The sequence below is a fragment of the Amycolatopsis sp. TRM77291 genome (assembly GCF_054166285.1).
The window spans coordinates 4,817,227-4,834,780 of sequence record NZ_JBSZHF010000001.1; the positions used below are offsets into that span (position 1 = coordinate 4,817,227).

Consider the following 17,554-nt stretch of genomic DNA (forward strand, 5'->3'; position numbering starts at 1 on the left):
GTTCCCGACGGCCCGCCTCAAGAACGAGGCGGGCCGCGGGGCTCACCCCGGCGTACCAGGGCGAGACCTCGCGCGTCGGCGACGACAGCGGTGTCGCCGTCCGTGTCCGTCCTGGCGACCGACGCGCCGACGGCCACTAGATTGTCCAAAGTGGACTTGTTCGGATGTCCGTAGGTGTTTCCGGCGCCGACGCTCACCAACGCCGCCTGCGGCGCGACGGCGTTGAGGAAATCCGGTGCCGTGTAACGGCTTCCGTGGTGCGGGACCTTCAGGATCTCGGCACGCAGTTCGGCACCCTCGGCCATCAGGTCGGTCTGCGCCGCCAGCTCGATATCGCCCGTCAGCAGCACCCGGCCCGCCGGGGTCCCGGCGCGCAGGACGACGGAACCGTTGTTGATCACCGTGCCGTCCTGTTCGCGGACCGATCGACTGGTGACGTACCGAGGCCCCAGTACGTCCAGTGACAGCCCCGGCCAGTCCAGCCGTTGCCCGATCTCCAGCTCCAGCAAGGGAATCCCGCGGCGCGCGGTCTCGTCCGCGACCTGCTGCCACGCCCAGGCGGGAGCCCGGCCGGGGCCGACGGCGACCGCCCCGACCGACCTGCCCTCGAAGACGGATTCGAGACCGCCGATGTGGTCGGCGTGCAGATGACTCAGCACGATCAACGGCACCCTGTCGACGCCGAGCCTGCTCAGGCATTCGTCGACCGGCCCCGGCTCCGGCCCGGTGTCGACCAGGACCGCCCGCCCTTGCTCACCTGTGGCGAGGGCGACGGCATCACCCTGCCCGACGTCGCAGGCGACGGCACTCCACGACGCCGGCGGCCATGCCGGAGCAAGCACTCGCACCGGTACGAAGACGAGCAGCCCGGCGGCCAACGCGACCGCCAGGAGGATCCTGGCGTGCCGCAGCCGGATTGCGACGAGCAGGACGACGAGCAATCCGGCCGCCAGCAGCCCGCCCCACCAGCCATCCGGCCAGTCCAGGACCGCTCCCGGCGCACGGGCGCCGTGGCGGGCCACGGTAATGAGCCAGCTCGCCTCGGGTTCGGTCAGGCGGACCAGCAGTGTTCCCGCCGACGGCCACCACGGGCCGACGACGGTGGCGAGCACACCGAACACGGTGGCCGGGGCGACCACCGGCGCGGCGAGCACGTTGGTCACCACCGAGACGAGACTGACCGATCCCGCCATGCCCGCGATGACCGGCGTGGTCACCACGAACGCGGCCAGCGGGATGGTCAGCCCCTCGGCGTAGCCTGCCGGAACGCCGCGTCCGACCAGCCATTCCGCCCACCTCGGCGCCAGCAGTACCAGACCGGCCGTGGCCAGCACCGAAAGCGCGAACCCGAAGTCGGCGGCCATCGCGGGGTCGGCCACGACGAGCCCCGCCACCGCGAACGCCAGCGCGGGCAGCGCCGAACCCCGGCGTCCCAGTGCCAGCGCCAGCAGCCCGACCGCCCCCATCACCCCGGCGCGGAGCACGCTGGGCGCGGGCCCGGCGAGGACCACGAACCCGGCGAGCCCCGCGGCGGCCGCGGCGGCGGAGGTCCGCGGCCCGACCCGGAGCACCCTCAGCAGGAGGAGGATCGAGCCGCAGACGATCGCCACGTTCCCACCGCTCACGGCCATCAAGTGGGACATGCCGGAGTCCGTGAACTCGCGTTCGACCCTCGGGGACAGTGTGCTCGTGTCCCCCACGACCAGCCCGGGCACGAGACCGGCCTGCTCCTCCGGGAGGACGGCGCACAGCTCCCGGAGCCCGGCGCGCAGCGATTCCGCGGCTCGCTGCCACCAAGGCTCCGGCCCGAGGGCCGACGGCGGGCCTCGCACCGAGAGGACCGCGACCGTCAGTTCGGCCCCCTTCGACGGCGCGAGCCGCCCCGAGGCGGTGACCTGCTGCCCGGGCAACAGGCCGGTCCACCCATCGGCGGGAGCGAGCAGGAGGATCCGGCCGGCCGAATCCACCGCCCGTTCACCCGTCACCGCGGTGTCCACCGTCGCGGCGATGACCACCAGGCGGGTGCCTGCCCGGCGATCGGCGTATCCGGCACCGCGGACCGGACGTGGCCGCTCGGTGACCACCACCCTCGTGGTGACGTCACTCCCCCGTGCGGCGGCGGCACGGAGGTCGTCGTGCTCGGCGGCCCGGATCCGCAGCGCCACCGGGCCGGCGGTGAGCACACCGAGGACGGCCAGGGCACCCAGGCCCGCCACCCACCGGGTCGCCGTCCGGCGGGCGCGGACACCGGCGGCGATCGCGAGCACCACGGCGGCCGCACCGCAGAGCATCGTGATCCACCAGCCGCCCAACAATCCGGAAAGAGTGCCGAGCCAGGCAGTCATCGCGGCCGGTATCAGCCGCAGGTCCTGCCCTCGCCACGACGCGGTGTCCACTTCGGACGGATCGGCGGACGGGTTCATCCGACGGACACCAATTCCCGGACCTTCTTGAACTTGCTTTCGCCGATCCCTTCTACGTCACGGAGTTGCTCGACGCTGGTGAACCCGCCGTGCCCGGACCGCCAGTCGACGATGCGTTTCGCCATCACTTCGCCGACCCCGGGCAGGGTGTCGAGTTGCTCGGCCGTGGCCGAGTTCAGGTCGAGCTTCCCCGGCGGTGCCCCCGTTCCCGCCGCGGCGGGAACGGGGACGCCGACGGCCACCTGCTCGCCGTCGGTGAGCCGCCGGGCCAGATTCACTCCGGTCAGATCCGTTCCGGGCTGTGCCCCACCGGCCGCCGTGAGGGCATCGGCGACCCGTGCGCCCGGAGGGACCGTGACCAGGCCGGGTTTGAGGACCCGGCCGACGATGCTGATCACCAGAGGCGCCTTGCCCGCCGCGGCGGGGACGTCTCCGGCGGCCTTCGCCGACGGCAGGGGCGGCGGGGTCTCCGCCCCCGGCCGGTGTCCGAACAAGGCGATCGCGCCGGTCACGATCACGGCCACCGCGATCAGCACGGCCGCCACGACGAACCACCGCCGGTTCACCGGGATCCCGTCCGCCGTGAACCGGGCGGGCACCCAGCGGCGGACGAGCCTGCCCGCGGGCGGGCCCTGGGTGGGCGACGACAGCTGCGCTGCCAGCCACGCCAGCCTGGCGTTGACGGAGGGTCCCGTTGGACGGGCGGTTTGGTCGAACACGTGAACGACGCTACGGAGCGGGAGTGGCGGGCGGCAGTGGCGAGTTCCGAGGCTGTGGACAAGTGGGGTGTTGTGGACAACCCGGCCGCGGTCGAGGCCCGTTCACCGGTTTCCGTCGGGGCGGTGTGGGAGGCTTGCCGGCTTCTAACCAGCTCGCTGGATCACGACGCCGAGCACGCCGGGCCCGGTATGGGCCCCGATGACGGCGCCGATCTCCGAGACCACGCACCCGTCCGGGCAGTTGATGGATTCCTCGAGCCGGTTGGCCAGTTCGACGGCGCGCTCGGGGGAAGCCAGGTGGTGGACGGCGATGTCGGCGAGTCCGCCTTCGGCCGCTTTCACGGCGAGTTCGACCAGGCGCGCCACCGCGCGGTTCATCGTCCGCACCTTCTCCAACGGCTGGATCCGGCCTTCGGACATGTGGAGCACCGGTTTCACCGCGAGCGCCGTGCCGAGCAGGGCGGCGGCCGGGCCGATCCGCCCGCCGCGGCGCAGGTATTCGAGGGTTTCGACGGCGAACAAGGTCTCCGAGCGGCTCACCGCGTCGACCGCGGCGGCCTCCACCTCGGCGGGTTCCGCCCCGTCAGCGGCGGCACTCGCCGCGCGCAGGGCGGCGAAGCCGAGTCCCATCGCGGTGCTGCGCGAATCGACCACGCGCACCTTGTCCGGCCCGACCTCTTGGGCTGCGAGCACCGCGGCCTCCCAGGTGCCGGACAACTCCCGGGACAGATGCACCGACACGACGGCGTCCGCGCCCTCGGCCAGCGCGGCCCGGAACTCCTTGACGAATTCGGCGGGCGTCGGCCGGGACGTCGTCACCAGTCTGCGTTTGCCGAGCGCCTCGGCCAGGGCGGCGGGGCCCATTTCGAGGCCGTCGAGGAAAACGACGCCGTCCACGAGGACGTGCAGCGGGACCACCCGGATCCCGTTCCGTTCGGCGAAGCCTTCCGGCAGGTGGGCGGTGGAATCCGTGACTACGGCGACCGACACGGCAGTCAGCCTACGTTGCCGCGGGGCGGAGCACCGGGGCCATCAGGCGGGCCATTTCCGCGCCGACGGCGGCATGTCCCTCCCACCCCCAGTGCATTCCGTCCGGATTGCCCCGCCCGCTCAGCACGTGGTCGCCGACGACGGCTTCGAGATCCAGCAGCGGGACGTCCGCGCGACGGCCCCAATCGGCGAGAGCGGCGGCGGCTCCGGCGCGGGCGGTGTGGACGCGGCCGTACGAGTCGGATCGATGCACGGAGGGCAGCATGCCGAAGATCGGCAGCTCCGGTCGCAGCGTGCGCAAGGCCCCGACAGCGGTGTCGAGGTACTGGACGGTGAGCTTCGACGGCAGGACCACCGGGCGTCCCCGGAGGGCGATCGCGAGCCGCGGTTGAGCGGCCAGATACGCCTTGCGCACCACGCGCCGCAGCGGGTCGGGCCGCAGATAGCGGAGGCCGGTGCGCAGGTAGGTGGGCAGCGGCGAGGGCAGGGTGTCCATGCTCCCGACGGCCAGCACGACGGCGTCGACGTGATGCAGATCGGCCCAGACACGCGGATCACCGATCAACGACCACCAGGCGTCACGGGCGGTCCAGCCGAACCCGGCGACGAGGTCCGCGGCGCCACCGAGCGCTTCGGCGGCGATGTTGGGCCACAGACGCGCGTCGTCGGCGGCGTGCGGGCCGTCCGGGCCGTGGAAGCTGAGGGAATCGCCGAACACCAGCAGGCGCGGGGCCATGTTCAGCCGGTGATGCCCGCGTTGTAGGCGGCCAGCCGCCAGTTGCCGTCACGCCTGGTCAGTTCGACCCAGTGACAGTTCGCGATCCCGCCCAGCGATGGCCAGGACGGGACCGGCAGGCCGAGCAGCTTCGCGGTCAGCGCGATGATCAGGCCGCCGTGCGTGGCCAGCAGTACCGCGTCGCCGGCGTCGGAATTGGGCCGGTCCAGGTCCGCGACGACCTCCATCGCGCGTTCGGCGACGTCGACCCGCGACTCGCCGCCGGGCGGTGCCCAGGTCGCGTCGACGCGCCAGCGCGCGCGTTCCCCCGGGTACGTTTCGTCGACTTGCTGACCGGTGAAGCCCTGCCATTCACCCAGATGGGTTTCCCGGAGGCGCTTGTCGATCCGCAGCGGGACGCCGATGGCCTCGGTGAGCACGGTGGCCGTGTCGGTGGCGCGGCGCAGATCCGAGGCGATCACCAGATCCGGCGAGAACCGGGCGAGCGCGGGCACGGCGAACCTGGCCTGGTTCCAGCCGACCGGTGTCAACGCGGAGTCCAGATGCCCCTGCATCCGGCCTGCCGCGTTGTAATCGGTCTCGCCGTGGCGCCAGAGCACCAGCCGCCGCGGGCTCACGAGGCGCCTTGCGCGTCGGCGGGGTCCTCCTCGGCGGGTGTCTCCAGACCGGCGACCTCGATCCGCGGGCAGTCCTTCCAGAGCCGCTCGAGACCGTAGAAGGAGCGTTCCTCCTGGTGCTGGACGTGGATGACGACGTCGACGTAGTCCAGCAGGACCCAGCGGCCCTCACGGGCGCCTTCACGACGGACGGGCTTGTGCCCGCCGAGCCGGAGCTGCTCCTCGACGTTGTCGACGATGGCGCCGACCTGGCGCTCGTTGGGCGCGGACGCGATGACGAAGGCGTCGGTGATGACCAGCTGGTCGGACACGTCCAGCACGACCACGTCGCTCGCCTTCTTGTCCGCCGCCGCATGGGCGGCCGCTACGGCCAGCTCTCGTGCCTCGGACGTGGCTGTCACAGTTCTCCTCAAACAGATGGCTTCACTCGCGGGTTCGCCCGACGAGGGTACCCGGTCAGGAACCCCGGTCTTTCCGATAGAGGTCCTTTTTGGCGATGTAGCGCACCACACCGTCGGGGACGAGGTACCAGACGGGCTCCCCGCCTTCGACGCGTTCGCGGCACGCGGTGGACGAAATCGCCATCGCGGTCACCTCGACCAGGCTCACCTTCCCGCTCGGCAGATGCTGCGAATTGAGGCGATAGCCGGGCCTGGTGACGCCGATGAAATGGGCGAGGTCGAACAGCTCGTCCGCGTTGCGCCAGGTGAGGATCTGTTCGAGCGCGTCCGCGCCGGTGATGAAGAACAGCTGGTCGTCCGGGTACTCGGCACGCAGGTCCCGCAGGGTGTCGACGGTGTAGGTCTGCCCGACGCGGTCGATGTCGACGCGGCTGACCGAGAACACGGGGTTGGACGCCGTCGCGATCACCGTCATCAGATAGCGGTCCTCGGCACGGGTGACCACCCTGTCGGACTTCTGCCACGGCTGACCGGTGGGCACGAAGATGACCTCGTCGAGCGCGAATCGCGCCTGGACCTCACTGGCCGCGACGAGGTGCCCGTGGTGAATGGGGTCGAACGTGCCGCCCATGACCCCGATCCTGCGTGGTGACATGGGTCGTGAGCCTATACAGCGCACGAGGCTCCACGCTCGGGTCGCCGAACCCACCGACCGGCGGTGATCTGGATCACATTACAGTCCGTTCCATGGATGAACGGTCCGTTCACGACATGCCGATCGCGACTTCGTCGGTGGCATGGGGTAGAGGTGGGGACGTGGACACATCGACTCTCCGGGATCGCGCCGAGACCCTCCTCCAGTCGTTGGCGGGCGAGGGCGCCCGCCTGCGTGACGACCAGTGGACGGCCATCGAGGCGCTGGTCGCCCACCGCCGTCGCGCGCTCGTCGTGCAGCGCACCGGCTGGGGGAAGTCCGCGGTGTACTTCCTGGCCACCGCGTTGCTGCGGGAGCGGGGCAACGGCCCGACGGTGATCATCTCGCCGCTGCTCGCGCTGATGCGCAACCAGATCTCCGCGGCGGCGAGGGCCGGTATCCACGCGGCGACGATGAACTCCGCGAACCCGCAGGAGTGGGATCAGGTCCAGGCGGCGATCGCGGCGGGCGAGGTCGACGTCCTCCTGGTCAGCCCGGAGCGGCTCAACAACCCGGATTTCCGCGACACCGTCCTGCCGAAGCTGACCGCGACCGCCGGCCTGCTCGTGGTCGACGAGGCGCACTGCATCTCGGACTGGGGCCACGACTTCCGCCCGGACTACCGGCGGCTGCGGACCCTGTTGAAGGATCTGCCCGACGGTGTCCCGGTGCTCGCCACCACCGCGACCGCGAACGACCGCGTGGCCACCGACGTCGCCGAGCAGCTCGGCATCGGCAACGGGGGCGACACCCTCGTCCTGCGCGGCAGCCTGGACCGCGAAAGTCTCCATCTGTCGGTGGCCAAGCTGCCGACGTCGCAGGCCCGGCTCGCCTGGCTGGCCGAGCACCTGGCGGGGCTGCCGGGTTCCGGCATCATCTACACACTCACCGTCGCCGCAGCGCACGACGTCGCGGGGTTGCTGACCGAGCGCGGCTACCCGGTCGCCGCCTACACCGGGAAGACCGACCCGGCGGACCGGCAAGCGGCCGAAGACGACCTGCTGAACAACAACGTCAAGGCGCTGGTGGCCACTTCGGCACTGGGCATGGGCTTCGACAAGCCGGACCTGGGCTTCGTTGTCCATCTCGGTGCACCGTCCTCCCCGATCGCCTACTACCAGCAGGTCGGCCGTGCCGGGCGTGGCGTCGACCGCGCCGAAGTGATCCTGTTGCCGGGCCACGAGGACAAGGACATCTGGGCGTACTTCGGCTCACTGGCCTTCCCGGATGAGCTTCGGGTGACGCAGGTGTTGAACGCCCTGGCGTACGCGGACCGTCCACTGTCGACACCGGCGCTCGAACCGTTCGTCGAGCTTTCCCGGTCCCGGCTGGAGATGGTCCTGAAGGTGCTGGACGTCGACGGCGCCGTTCGCCGGGTGAAGGGCGGCTGGGAGGGCACCGGCGAAGAGTGGCGCTACGACAAGGAGCGCTACGCACGAGTGAGCGCGGCACGGGCCAACGAACAGAACGCCATGCTGGCTTACCTGGAGACCACCGGCTGCCGGATGGAGTTCCTGCGCAAGCAGCTCGACGATCCCGAAGCCACTCCCTGCGGGCGATGTGACAACTGCACCGGAAGGCATTGGGACACCACGATTTCCGACGACGCCGTCGACGCCACCCGGCAACGGCTGCGCCGTCCGGGGGTCGAGGTCGCGCCGCGGAAGATGTGGCCGACCGGGATGGCCGGGCTGGAGGTCCCGCTCTCCGGGCGGCTGCCGGCGGGCGAGCAGGCCGAGACCGGCCAGGTCGTCGGCCGGGTGACCGACGTCGGCTGGGGCACGCGGCTGCGCGAACTCGTCGGCCCGGCCGCGGCGGACACCGAACTCCCCGAACCGGTCTTCCAGGCCTGTATCGAGGTACTCAAGGGCTGGCAGTGGACGGAACGCCCCGTGGCGGTGGTGGAAGTGCCGTCCGCCACCCGACCTCAGCTGATCCACAGCCTGGCGACGAAGCTCGCCTCGATCGGACGCCTGGAGTACCTGGGCGCCGTCGCCTCGGCGGGGCCGCCCCCGCGTCAGGCGAACAGCGCGCAACGGCTGGCCGATCTGTGGAAACGCCTCAGCCTCCCCGAAGACCTGGCGGCGCGAGTGGCCGCGGCCGACGGCCCGATCCTGCTGGTCGACGACCTCATCGACACCGGGTGGACGATGACGCTGTCCGCGCGGCTGCTCCGCCAGGCCGGAGCCCGTGCGGTGCTGCCGTTCGCTCTCGCCAGCACCTCGTAACCAAAGAGCCCGATCCCGACATTCGACAGGTTCTTTCCCGCGCGAGGACTTTCTGGCAAGGTTCCGTCCACGCGCGAGTACGGAGGTGCCGATGGCGGACTCAACGACGGAGCGGCTGGGACATCGGCTCCCGATGAAGAAGTTGTTCGCCGCCAGTGTCGGCAACGCTCTGGAATGGTTCGACTGGACCATCTACGCGACGTTCAGCATCTACTTCGCCAGTGAGTTCTTCCCGAAGGGCAACGAAGCCCTGGCGTTGATCAACACCTTCGCCACCTATGCGCTGGCGTTCTTCTTCCGCCCGCTCGGCGGGATGCTGCTCGGCCGGTTCGCCGACGTCAGGGGCCGGAAGCCGGCGATGATCCTGACCATCGTGCTGATGGCGGGCGGATCGGTGGCCATCGGCCTCCTGCCGACGTTCGACCAGGTCGGCTGGCTCGCCCCGATCCTGTTGCTGCTGGCCAGGGTGGCGCAAGGACTGTCGCTCGGTGGTGAGGTCTCCAACGCTTCGGCCTACCTCGGCGAGATCGCCCCACCCGCCCGTCGTGGCCGGTACTCCGCCTTCTTCTACATCTCGACCGGTTCCGCCGTCCTGCTCGCCTCGATCCTCGGGTTCGTGCTCGCGCGGACGATGTCCAAGGCGGATCTGACCGCGTACGGCTGGCGGATCCCGTTCCTGCTCGGCGGTGTTCTCGGCATCGTCGGCCTGTGGCTGCGGCGCAGCCTCTCCGAGACCGAGATCTTCGAGGAGAAGAAGTCGACCGCACGCCGCGTCGAGCGCCCGCTGCGCACCACCCTTCGCGAGCACCCGCGGGCCGTCGTGCAGCTCGTGGGCTTCTCGATGCTTTCGACCCTTTGCTACTACACGTTCTTCAGCGCCCTGACCTCCTTCGCGGTCAAGACCCGCAAGGCCGACGACGTCGACGTGTTCCTCGCGTTGTCGATCGCGACGGCGTTGTTCGTCGCGCTCCAATACCCGATGGGCGCCTTGTCGGACCGCTTCGGGCGCAAGCCACAGCTGCTCGTCTGGGCGGCGGCGACCGCGATCCTCATCGTTCCACTGTCCACTTTGGTCAGGCCGGGACTGCCCGGGCTGATGATCGTGTTCTGCGTCGGGCTCTGCCTGTACACGGCGATGACGTCGATCGCGCCCGCGATCATGAGCGAGCTGTTCCCCACCGAACTGCGCGGTCTGGGCATCGGCGCCTGGTACAACCTGACCGTCGCGTTGTTCGGCGGGACCGCTCCCCTGGTGCTCACCGCGCTGTCCGACGCGGGGTTGTCCACACTCTTCTTCTGGTACGTGGCCGCCGGCGCGGTGATCGCGTTCTTCGTCATCCGCACCCTGCCGGAGACGAAGGGCAGCGACCTGCGCTGAAAACTCCGTCGCCGATGACGTGGCGAGGTGGCTACCCTCGCGCTCCTACGACGAGCGCGAAGGAGGGACACCGTGTTGTTCGGCGATGTGAGCGAGGAACTGGCGCGACGCGTGGTGGAAGCCCTTCGCCACGTCACCGATATCGAGCCTCCGTCCGCGCTGGTGCGGGTCTCCGCGCAGGACGGGGTCGACTACCAGTGCGATCTCGCGATGAGCCTGGGCAAACTGCTCGGCAAGCCGCCCAGGGAGATCGCCGCCGCGATCGCGGCGCGGCTCGACGTCGCCGACCTCGCCGAACCACCGGAGGTCGCGGGGCCGGGCTTCCTGAACTTCACGTTGCGCTCGTCCTGGCTGGCCGAGCAGACGACCGCGCTCAACGGTGACCCGCGGCTGGGTGTCGCGGTGACACCACGGCCGCGGCGGATCGCCATCGACTACAGCAGTCCGAACGTGGCGAAGGAAATGCACGCCGGACACCTCCGGTCGACCGTCATCGGTGACGCGATCACGCGATTGGCGCGGTTCGCCGGACATGAGGTCATCCCGCACAACCATCTCGGCGACTGGGGTACCCCGTTCGGCATGCTGATCGAGCATCTGCTCGACGAGCGTCCCTCGGGTCCGTACACGATCGGAGATCTCAACGGCTTCTACCGGGCCGCCCGGTCGAAGTTCGAAAGCGACGACGACTTCGCGACCCGGTCGCGGAACCGGGTGGTGCTCCTGCAAAGCGGTGACGATGAGACCTTGTCGCTGTGGCGGCGCCTGGTCGACGAATCGACACGGCATTTCACTCAGGTTTACGAACTCCTCGGCATCGACCTGACGGGCCGGGACATCTACGGCGAGAGCTTCTACAACCCCTTTCTCGCCGCGGTCGTAGACGACCTGACCGCCGCTGGGCTGACCGAGGTCAGCGACGGCGCGGTCTGCGTCTTTCCCGACGGCTTCCGCAACCGGGAAGGCGATCCGCTGCCGCTCATCGTTCGGAAGCGGGACGGTGGGTACGGCTACGCGGCCACCGATCTCGCGACCCTGCGGTACTGGACGGAACAACGTGGGGTGACCGACCTGCTCTACGTCGTCGGTGCGCCGCAAGCGCAGCACTTCGCGATGGTGTTCGCCGTTTGCCGGGCCGCCGGTTGGCTCCGCGAGGAGCATCAGGCCGAGCACGTCGCGTTCGGCTCGGTGCTCGGTGAAGACGGCCGTGCCATGAAGACCCGGGCAGGCGAGTCGGTCCGTCTTTCCGACCTGCTCACCGAGGCGGTCTCCCACGCCGCCGAAGTGATCGACGACCGGGGCGACCTCTCCCCCGACGTGAAGGAAGAGGTCGCCGAGGCGATCGGGATCGGCGCGCTCAAGTACGCCGACCTGTCCGGGGATCGCGAGCGTGACTACGTCTTTTCCTGGGACCGGATGCTCGCCGTGAACGGGAACACGTCGGTCTACCTGCAATACGCCAACACGCGGATCCGTTCCGTGCTGGCGAAGGCGGGTCAGGACCTCACCGGAGCGCGGATCCTGCTCGGCCATCCCGCGGAACGGGCGCTGGCGCTCGCGCTGACCCGCTTCCCCGAGGCGGTCGGTGCGGCGACCACCGGGTATCTCCCCCACAAGTTGTGCACCTACCTGTACGAAACCGCGGTCGTGTTCACGCGGTTCTACGAACAGTGCCCGCTGCTGAACGCGGAAGGTGCCGGCGTCCGCGACTCACGGCTGCTGCTGGCCGAACTCACCTCGAAGACGCTGACGCTGGGTTTGTCCCTGCTCGGCATCTCCACCCCTGCCCGGCTATGAGTCGCCGTGGTCGCTGAAGACCTTGCGCTTCAACGGAGGGACCGCCTGGAAAAAGCGGAACATCCCCCGTGCCATCGTGCGGCCCGCCCGGTTCTCCGACACGAACTGGCGGGCGCTGCGTTCCGAGTCGCGCACCGCCGCGAAACCGTAGTCCCGCATCCGCTGCTCGTAGTCGGCGACCGCGGAGCGCACCGAGCCGGTCTTCCGTGCTTCGACGAGGTTGCGGCACAACAGTTGCGCGTCCCTGAGCGCGGTGTTCGCGCCGATACCGCGAAACGGGGTCATGCTGTGGATCGCGTCACCGAGCAGGGTGATATTGCTCGTCGGCCAGGGAGCGACGGGCTTCGACGTGAAGATCGGCAGCCGGGACACCGACCCCTCGGGTGAGCCGGCGACCAGTTCCTTGAACGCGGGGGCCCAGCCGTCGATCAGGTCCAGCACCAGGGCTCGCAGCGCGACACCGTCCAATGAGGACAGGTTGTCCGGGTAGCGCCGGCCGTCCGCCGCGAACGCCCACATGATGTAGCTCGAGGTGTTGTCGAACAGGACGGGGTCGTATTCGGCGGTCTCGTCGTTGACCGACGAGACCCCGCTCAGCTCGTGCGGCGCACTGAACAGCCCCGCGCCGGTGCGCGGCATCACCATGCTCGGACCGTCGGTGAGCCGGGCGGGCAAACGCTTGCGGGTCTCCTGGGTCAGGGGATATTTGCCCGCGATCGCGACGATCCCGGTGTCCACCCGCTCGGCTTCGGGAAGGAACTGTTTGCGCACCCGGGAACTGGCCCCGTCGGCGCCGATGACCAAGTCGGCCTCGATAGTGCTGCCGTCGGCGAACTCGCAGACGACCACCTCGCCTTCACGGCGGTAGCCGACGAACTCCTTGCCGTGGCGCAGAACTCCGTCGAGCCCGTCGGACAGCACCTGATGGAGGCTGATCCGGCTGACCGAGTGGTGATCGGACGCGGGATCCGGGCTCGACGTGAGCTCGCTGTCGATCACCATCAGGGCCTGCAGCCGCTCGGTGACGAACGTGAACGGCCCGCGCATGCTGCCCGTGGTCTCCAGGAAACGTCGCCAGAGCTCGGGCGGCAGGCATTCGTGCAGCGCGGCCGAGCCGTGCGGATTGATGTGCACGCGATAGCCCTGCAGGCGTTCGGTCCGGGTGCGGCTGCGCTCGTGAACGGACACGTCGATTCCCGCCTTGCGCAGACCTTGCGCCAGACAGAGCCCGCCCGTGCCGCCGCCGATGATCGCGATTCTCGTGGTCATGGGTCTCTCCTTCGCTTCGCCGACAACTATCAACCATACGGATGATACAGTCAACTACATGTTTGAAAGAGTCAGCGGCTAAGCTGAACCGCATGTCCGAAGCCGTCCCGCGCAGCCCTCGCCGCGCCCCCGTCGAACGCCAGCGCGATCCCGAGCGCACGAAGGCGCAGCTCCTGGAAGCGGCGAAGGCCGAATTCGGCGCGAAGGGGTACGCCGCGGCACGCGTCAGCGAGATCGCCACGAAGGCGGGCGTGAACAAGCAGCTGATCTCGTACTACTTCGGCGGCAAGGAAGGGCTGTACAACGCGCTGACGGCGACGATGCACGACGACTACGCCGCGGTCGCCGACCACGAAAAGCCGTTCGCGGAGGTCGTCCGGTTCTTCGTCCAGTCGGGAGTCCGGGACCACGACCTCGCCAAGCTGTTCCTCTGGGAGAACCTGACCGACGGCGCACCCGACGCGGTCGGCGTCGAGGGCCAGCGCGGATTCCTCCAGCGGCAGGTGGAGTACGTGCGGGCCCGGCAGGCCGCGGGCGACTTCCCTGCCGACCTCGATCCCGCATTCCTGCTGGTGATCTTCATGGCCGCTTCCAGTGCCGCGCTGGCGCTGCCTCGCGTCGTACGCGCCGTCTCCGGTCAGGACCCCGCCTCCGCCGAGTTCGCCGAGGCCTATGGCGAACAGTTGGCGCGTCTCGTCGGCCACCTCGCCGATCCAGGAAAGCGGTAGCAAAGGTCCCCCGCTACCGCTTGAACCTTTCGGGCCACCGCCGGTCTAGGGAGGGCGAGAGGAAGAACGGCGGCCGACGTTCGGCATGTGCGGCGACTGGTACGGGTCCGAGGACCTGATGCGGCGGCCTATCGAACCGGGACGGCGATCGCGGAGGCGAGGCCCAGGTCCGCGGAACGTCCTGGCCCCGGGCCTGGTGCGCTAGCGGCGCAGCGGGACGAGGTCGTCCGCGTGGACGACCTCGCGCCGCTGTTCCGCGGGGAGGTCGTGACTGGAGCGGCCGATGAGGTCGGGCAGTTCACCCGCGTCGAAGGCTACGACCCCGCGCGCCACGGTCCGCTGCCGGAGATCGACGAGGTCGACGACGTCGCCCGCCTGGAAGTCACCGTCGACGCCGGTGATCCCGGCGGCCAGCAACGAGCGGCGGCGGCGGACGACGGCCGCGACCGCGCCGTCGTCGAGGTGCAGTTTCCCGGACGCGCCCGCGGCGTAGCCCAGCCAGAACCGGCGGGCCGACAGCCGGGAGTCGGCGGCGGCGAAGGCCGTGCCGACCTCGGCGGTGGTCAGGGCGCGCGCGGCCTCGGAAGCGGCGGCGAGCAGGACCGGGATCCCGGCGCCGGCAGCGGTGCGGGCGGCGGCGAGCTTCGAGACCATGCCGCCGGTGCCGAGCCCGGAGCTCGACATGCCGACGGTGATCCCGTCCACATCGGACTCCCCGGCGACCTCGGAGATCTTGCGAGTCGCGCCGTCGCGGGGATCCCCGTCGTACAGACCGTCCACATCGGACAGCAGGATGAGCGCGTCGGCGCCGATGAGGTGGGCCACCAGCGCGGCCAGCCGGTCGTTGTCGCCGAAGCGGATCTCTTCCGTGGCCACGGTGTCGTTCTCGTTGACCACCGGCACCGCACCGAGGGCCAGCAGCCGGGTGAACGTGTTCTGCGCGTTGCGGTAGTGCGCGCGGCGCACGACGTCGTCCGACGTCAGCAGAACCTGGCCCACCGTCAGGGAGAACCGGCCGAACGACTCGGCGTAGGCGTGCGCCAGCGCGAGCTGGCCGACACTGGCCGCGGCCTGCTGGGTGGCGAGGTCACGCGGCCGTTTGCCGAGCGAGAGCGGCGCGAGTCCCGCGCCGATCGCGCCCGAGGACACCAGCACGATCTGCGTGCCGCGGGAGACCCGGTCGGCGATCGCGTCCACCAGCGCGTCCAGCCTGGTCACGTCGAGACCGTCGCCGGCGGTGGTCAGCGCGGAGGAACCGACCTTGACGACCACCCGCTTCGCGTCGGCGATCGCCACCCGGGTTGAGCTCACTCGTCGTCCATCTCGTCTTCGTCTTCGATGCCGTCCGGACCGTCACGACGGATCCGGCGGGCTTCCTTGCGCTCGGCGGCACCGATCCGGCTGGTGTTCTCCAGCCGCACGTCCGTGCCCCGGCCCGACAGGTGCACCGCGACCCCGGCCGGGGTCGACGGCTCCCACTCGAACTGCACGTCGCCGATGGTGACGGGGCTGCCGGGTACGGCGCCCTTGCGTGCGAGTACTTCCTCGACACCCAGCCGGTTGAGCCGGTCCGCGAGGTAACCCACGGCTTCGTCGTTGCCGAAGTTGGTCTGGCGGATCCACCGTTCCGGGCGGGAGCCGCGGATGATGAACGCGCCTTCCTCCTCCGGATCGTGCTCGACGGTGAAGCCCGCGTCGTCGACGGCCATCGGCCGGAGCACGACCTTGGCCGGCTCGGGGGCGGGCTGGTCGGCGCGGTACTTCTCGACGACGGCGGCGAGCGCGTAGGTCAGTTCCTTGAGTCCCTGCCGCGACGCCGTCGAGATCTCGAACACGCTGAGCCCGCGGGCTTCCAGCTCCGGGCGCACGAACTCGGCGAGTTCGGCGGCGTCCGGGATGTCGATCTTGTTCAGCACCACCACGCGCGGCCGGTCGGCGAGGTCGCCGCCGAGGCTCGGGGTGTAGCGGGCGAGTTCTTCTTCGAGGGCGTCGATGTCGGACAGCGGGTCGCGCCCTGGCTCGAAGGTGGCGCAGTCGACGACGTGCACCAGCACCGCGCAGCGCTCGATGTGGCGCAGGAAGTCGAGGCCGAGGCCCTTGCCTTCGCTCGCGCCGGGGATCAGCCCCGGGACGTCGGCCATGGTGAACACGGTCGAGCCGGCGGTGATCACGCCCAGGTTCGGCACCAGCGTGGTGAACGGGTAGTCGGCGATCTTCGGCTTGGCGGCCGACAGCACCGAGATCAGCGACGATTTGCCCGCGGACGGGAAGCCCAGCAGCCCGACATCGGCGACCGAGCGCAGCTCCAGAACGAGGTCGCGGGTCTCCCCCGGCTCGCCCAGCAGCGCGAAGCCGGGTGCCCGGCGGGCCTTGGAGGCCAGAGCCGCGTTTCCGAGGCCGCCACGGCCGCCCTGGGCGGCGACGAAGGTGGTGCCCGGCCCGACCAGGTCGGCCAGGATCTCGCCGTCCTCGGTCATCACGACGGTGCCGGACGGGACGCGCATCTCCAGCGTCTCCCCCGCCGCGCCGGCGCGGTTGCCGCCCTGGCCCAGCTTGCCGTTGCCGGCGCGGGCGTGCGGGCGGAAGTGGAAGTCGAGCAGCGTGTGGACGTTCGGGTCGACGACCAGCAGCACGTCGCCGCCGTTGCCGCCGTTACCGCCGTCCGGGCCGCCGAGGGGCTTGAACTTCTCGCGGTGCACCGAGGCGCAGCCGTTCCCACCGTCACCGGCGGCCAGATGGATCACCGCTCGGTCCACGAACCGGGACGCCATGACTTGCCTCTATTCACTCGCGAAAAAGGGGATACACAAAACAAACGAGGGGTGGGCCCGGATATTCCGGCCCCACCCCTCGTCAGAGGTTCTAACTCGAAGCCGGAACTCAGGCTTCGGTCGGCACGATGTTGACCGTCTTGCGGCCACGCTTCTCGCCGAACTGGACCGCACCGGCGGCCAGCGCGAACAGCGTGTCGTCGCCGCCACGGCCGACGTTCACACCGGGGTGGAACTTGGTGCCACGCTGGCGGATCAGGATCTCGCCCGCGTTGACTTCCTGGCCGCCGTAGCGCTTGACACCCAGTCGCTGCGCGTTCGAATCGCGACCGTTGCGGGAGCTGGACGCACCCTTCTTGTGAGCCATGGCTCAATCCTCTTTCTGACGAAGATCCGGAGAAAGTCCTACTTGGAGATGCCGGTGACCTCGACGCGGGTCAGCTTCTGCCGGTGACCCTGGCGCTTGTGGTAGCCGGTCTTGTTCTTGAACTTGTGGATCCGGATCTTCGGACCCTTGGTCTGCTCGACGACCTTGCCGGTGACCGAGACCTTCGCCAGCGCGTCGGCGTCCGTGGTGACGTCGCCACCGTCCACAAAAAGGACTGCGGGGAAGGTGTGCTCGGTACCCGGCTCGCCTTCGAGCTTCTCGACCTCGACGACGTCGCCGACGGCCACCTTGTACTGCTTGCCGCCAGTCTTGACGATCGCGTACGCCGACACGGAAGTCTCCTGCTTACTCGACAACGGGTGGGGGCTTGCGTGATCGGCCCACCCAAGTTTCGGTGGTCCGGATGCTGCGCAAG

The 17,554-nt window shown here is 69.9% G+C and carries 16 protein-coding genes; 4 read left to right on the forward strand and 12 right to left on the reverse strand.

Annotated elements, in window-relative coordinates; all coding sequences use genetic code 11:
• Positions 1–17: 17 nt before the first annotated feature.
• From ACXIZN_RS22310 to nadD, 7 genes are all read right to left on the reverse strand, one after another.
• The gene (locus ACXIZN_RS22310) at positions 18–2,423 is read right to left on the reverse strand and encodes a ComEC/Rec2 family competence protein (protein ID WP_457956660.1); all 2,406 of its coding nucleotides are present in this window, start codon (positions 2,421–2,423) and stop codon (positions 18–20) included.
• A complete protein-coding gene (locus ACXIZN_RS22315) occupies positions 2,420–3,142 on the reverse strand; it encodes a helix-hairpin-helix domain-containing protein (RefSeq protein WP_457956661.1) in 723 nt (240 codons plus the stop codon). The genes ACXIZN_RS22310 and ACXIZN_RS22315 overlap by 4 nt, the downstream gene beginning before the upstream one ends.
• A gap of 144 nt (positions 3,143–3,286) precedes the next feature.
• The gene (locus ACXIZN_RS22320; RefSeq protein WP_192745832.1) at positions 3,287–4,132 is read right to left on the reverse strand and encodes a DegV family protein; all 846 of its coding nucleotides are present in this window, start codon (positions 4,130–4,132) and stop codon (positions 3,287–3,289) included.
• A 10-nt stretch (positions 4,133–4,142) separates the two neighbouring features.
• Entirely contained in the window at positions 4,143–4,868 is a 726-nt protein-coding gene (octT, locus tag ACXIZN_RS22325; protein WP_192745833.1) for a diglucosylglycerate octanoyltransferase, read from the reverse strand.
• 2 nt (positions 4,869–4,870) lie between these two features.
• A complete protein-coding gene (locus tag ACXIZN_RS22330) occupies positions 4,871–5,485 on the reverse strand; it encodes a histidine phosphatase family protein (RefSeq protein WP_457956662.1) in 615 nt (204 codons plus the stop codon).
• The gene (gene rsfS, locus ACXIZN_RS22335) at positions 5,482–5,886 is read right to left on the reverse strand and encodes a ribosome silencing factor (protein WP_016332398.1); all 405 of its coding nucleotides are present in this window, start codon (positions 5,884–5,886) and stop codon (positions 5,482–5,484) included. The genes ACXIZN_RS22330 and rsfS overlap by 4 nt, the downstream gene beginning before the upstream one ends.
• Before the next feature lie 55 nt (positions 5,887–5,941).
• A complete protein-coding gene (gene nadD / locus ACXIZN_RS22340) occupies positions 5,942–6,541 on the reverse strand; it encodes a nicotinate-nucleotide adenylyltransferase (RefSeq protein WP_192745834.1) in 600 nt (199 codons plus the stop codon).
• A gap of 161 nt (positions 6,542–6,702) precedes the next feature.
• On the opposite strand from nadD, the gene ACXIZN_RS22345 reads away from it, so the two are divergent.
• The 3 genes from ACXIZN_RS22345 to argS all read left to right on the forward strand — a co-directional run bounded on the left by ACXIZN_RS22345 (position 6,703) and on the right by argS (position 11,983).
• On the forward strand, positions 6,703–8,808 hold the full coding sequence (locus ACXIZN_RS22345) for a RecQ family ATP-dependent DNA helicase (protein ID WP_457956663.1): 2,106 nt from the start codon (positions 6,703–6,705) through the stop codon (positions 8,806–8,808).
• Positions 8,809–8,899: 91 nt separating this feature from the next.
• Positions 8,900–10,186 carry an MFS transporter gene (locus ACXIZN_RS22350; protein WP_457956664.1) on the forward strand — a complete coding sequence of 429 codons (1,287 nt, stop codon included), beginning with the start codon at positions 8,900–8,902 and terminating at the stop codon, positions 10,184–10,186.
• A 72-nt stretch (positions 10,187–10,258) separates the two neighbouring features.
• Complete coding sequence (argS, locus tag ACXIZN_RS22355; RefSeq protein ID WP_457956666.1) at positions 10,259–11,983, forward strand: arginine--tRNA ligase; 1,725 nt, start codon at positions 10,259–10,261, stop codon at positions 11,981–11,983.
• Here argS and ACXIZN_RS22360 read toward each other — a convergent pair.
• Entirely contained in the window at positions 11,978–13,252 is a 1,275-nt protein-coding gene (locus tag ACXIZN_RS22360; protein WP_457956667.1) for an FAD-dependent oxidoreductase, read from the reverse strand. The two genes, argS and ACXIZN_RS22360, sit on opposite strands and share 6 nt — an antisense overlap.
• Positions 13,253–13,344: 92 nt before the next feature.
• Between ACXIZN_RS22360 and ACXIZN_RS22365 the strand changes: the two genes are divergently transcribed.
• The gene (locus tag ACXIZN_RS22365; RefSeq protein ID WP_457956669.1) at positions 13,345–13,980 is read left to right on the forward strand and encodes a TetR/AcrR family transcriptional regulator; all 636 of its coding nucleotides are present in this window, start codon (positions 13,345–13,347) and stop codon (positions 13,978–13,980) included.
• 201 nt (positions 13,981–14,181) lie between these two features.
• On the opposite strand, the gene proB is transcribed toward ACXIZN_RS22365, so the two are convergent.
• The 4 genes from proB to rplU all read right to left on the reverse strand — a co-directional run bounded on the left by proB (position 14,182) and on the right by rplU (position 17,471).
• Positions 14,182–15,291, reverse strand: a complete 1,110-nt coding sequence (proB, locus tag ACXIZN_RS22370; protein WP_457956671.1) for a glutamate 5-kinase — start codon at positions 15,289–15,291, stop codon at positions 14,182–14,184.
• Positions 15,288–16,751, reverse strand: coding sequence for a GTPase ObgE (gene obgE, locus ACXIZN_RS22375; protein WP_192745841.1), 1,464 nt, complete (start codon positions 16,749–16,751; stop codon positions 15,288–15,290). Before obgE ends, proB begins: the two co-directional genes overlap by 4 nt.
• Positions 16,752–16,860: 109 nt before the next feature.
• Positions 16,861–17,118: a 50S ribosomal protein L27 gene (gene rpmA, locus ACXIZN_RS22380; RefSeq protein WP_007034782.1), complete on the reverse strand. Its 258-nt coding sequence runs from the start codon at positions 17,116–17,118 to the stop codon at positions 16,861–16,863.
• Positions 17,119–17,156: 38 nt separating this feature from the next.
• Complete coding sequence (gene rplU / locus ACXIZN_RS22385; protein WP_005158538.1) at positions 17,157–17,471, reverse strand: 50S ribosomal protein L21; 315 nt, start codon at positions 17,469–17,471, stop codon at positions 17,157–17,159.
• Positions 17,472–17,554 lie beyond the last annotated feature (83 nt).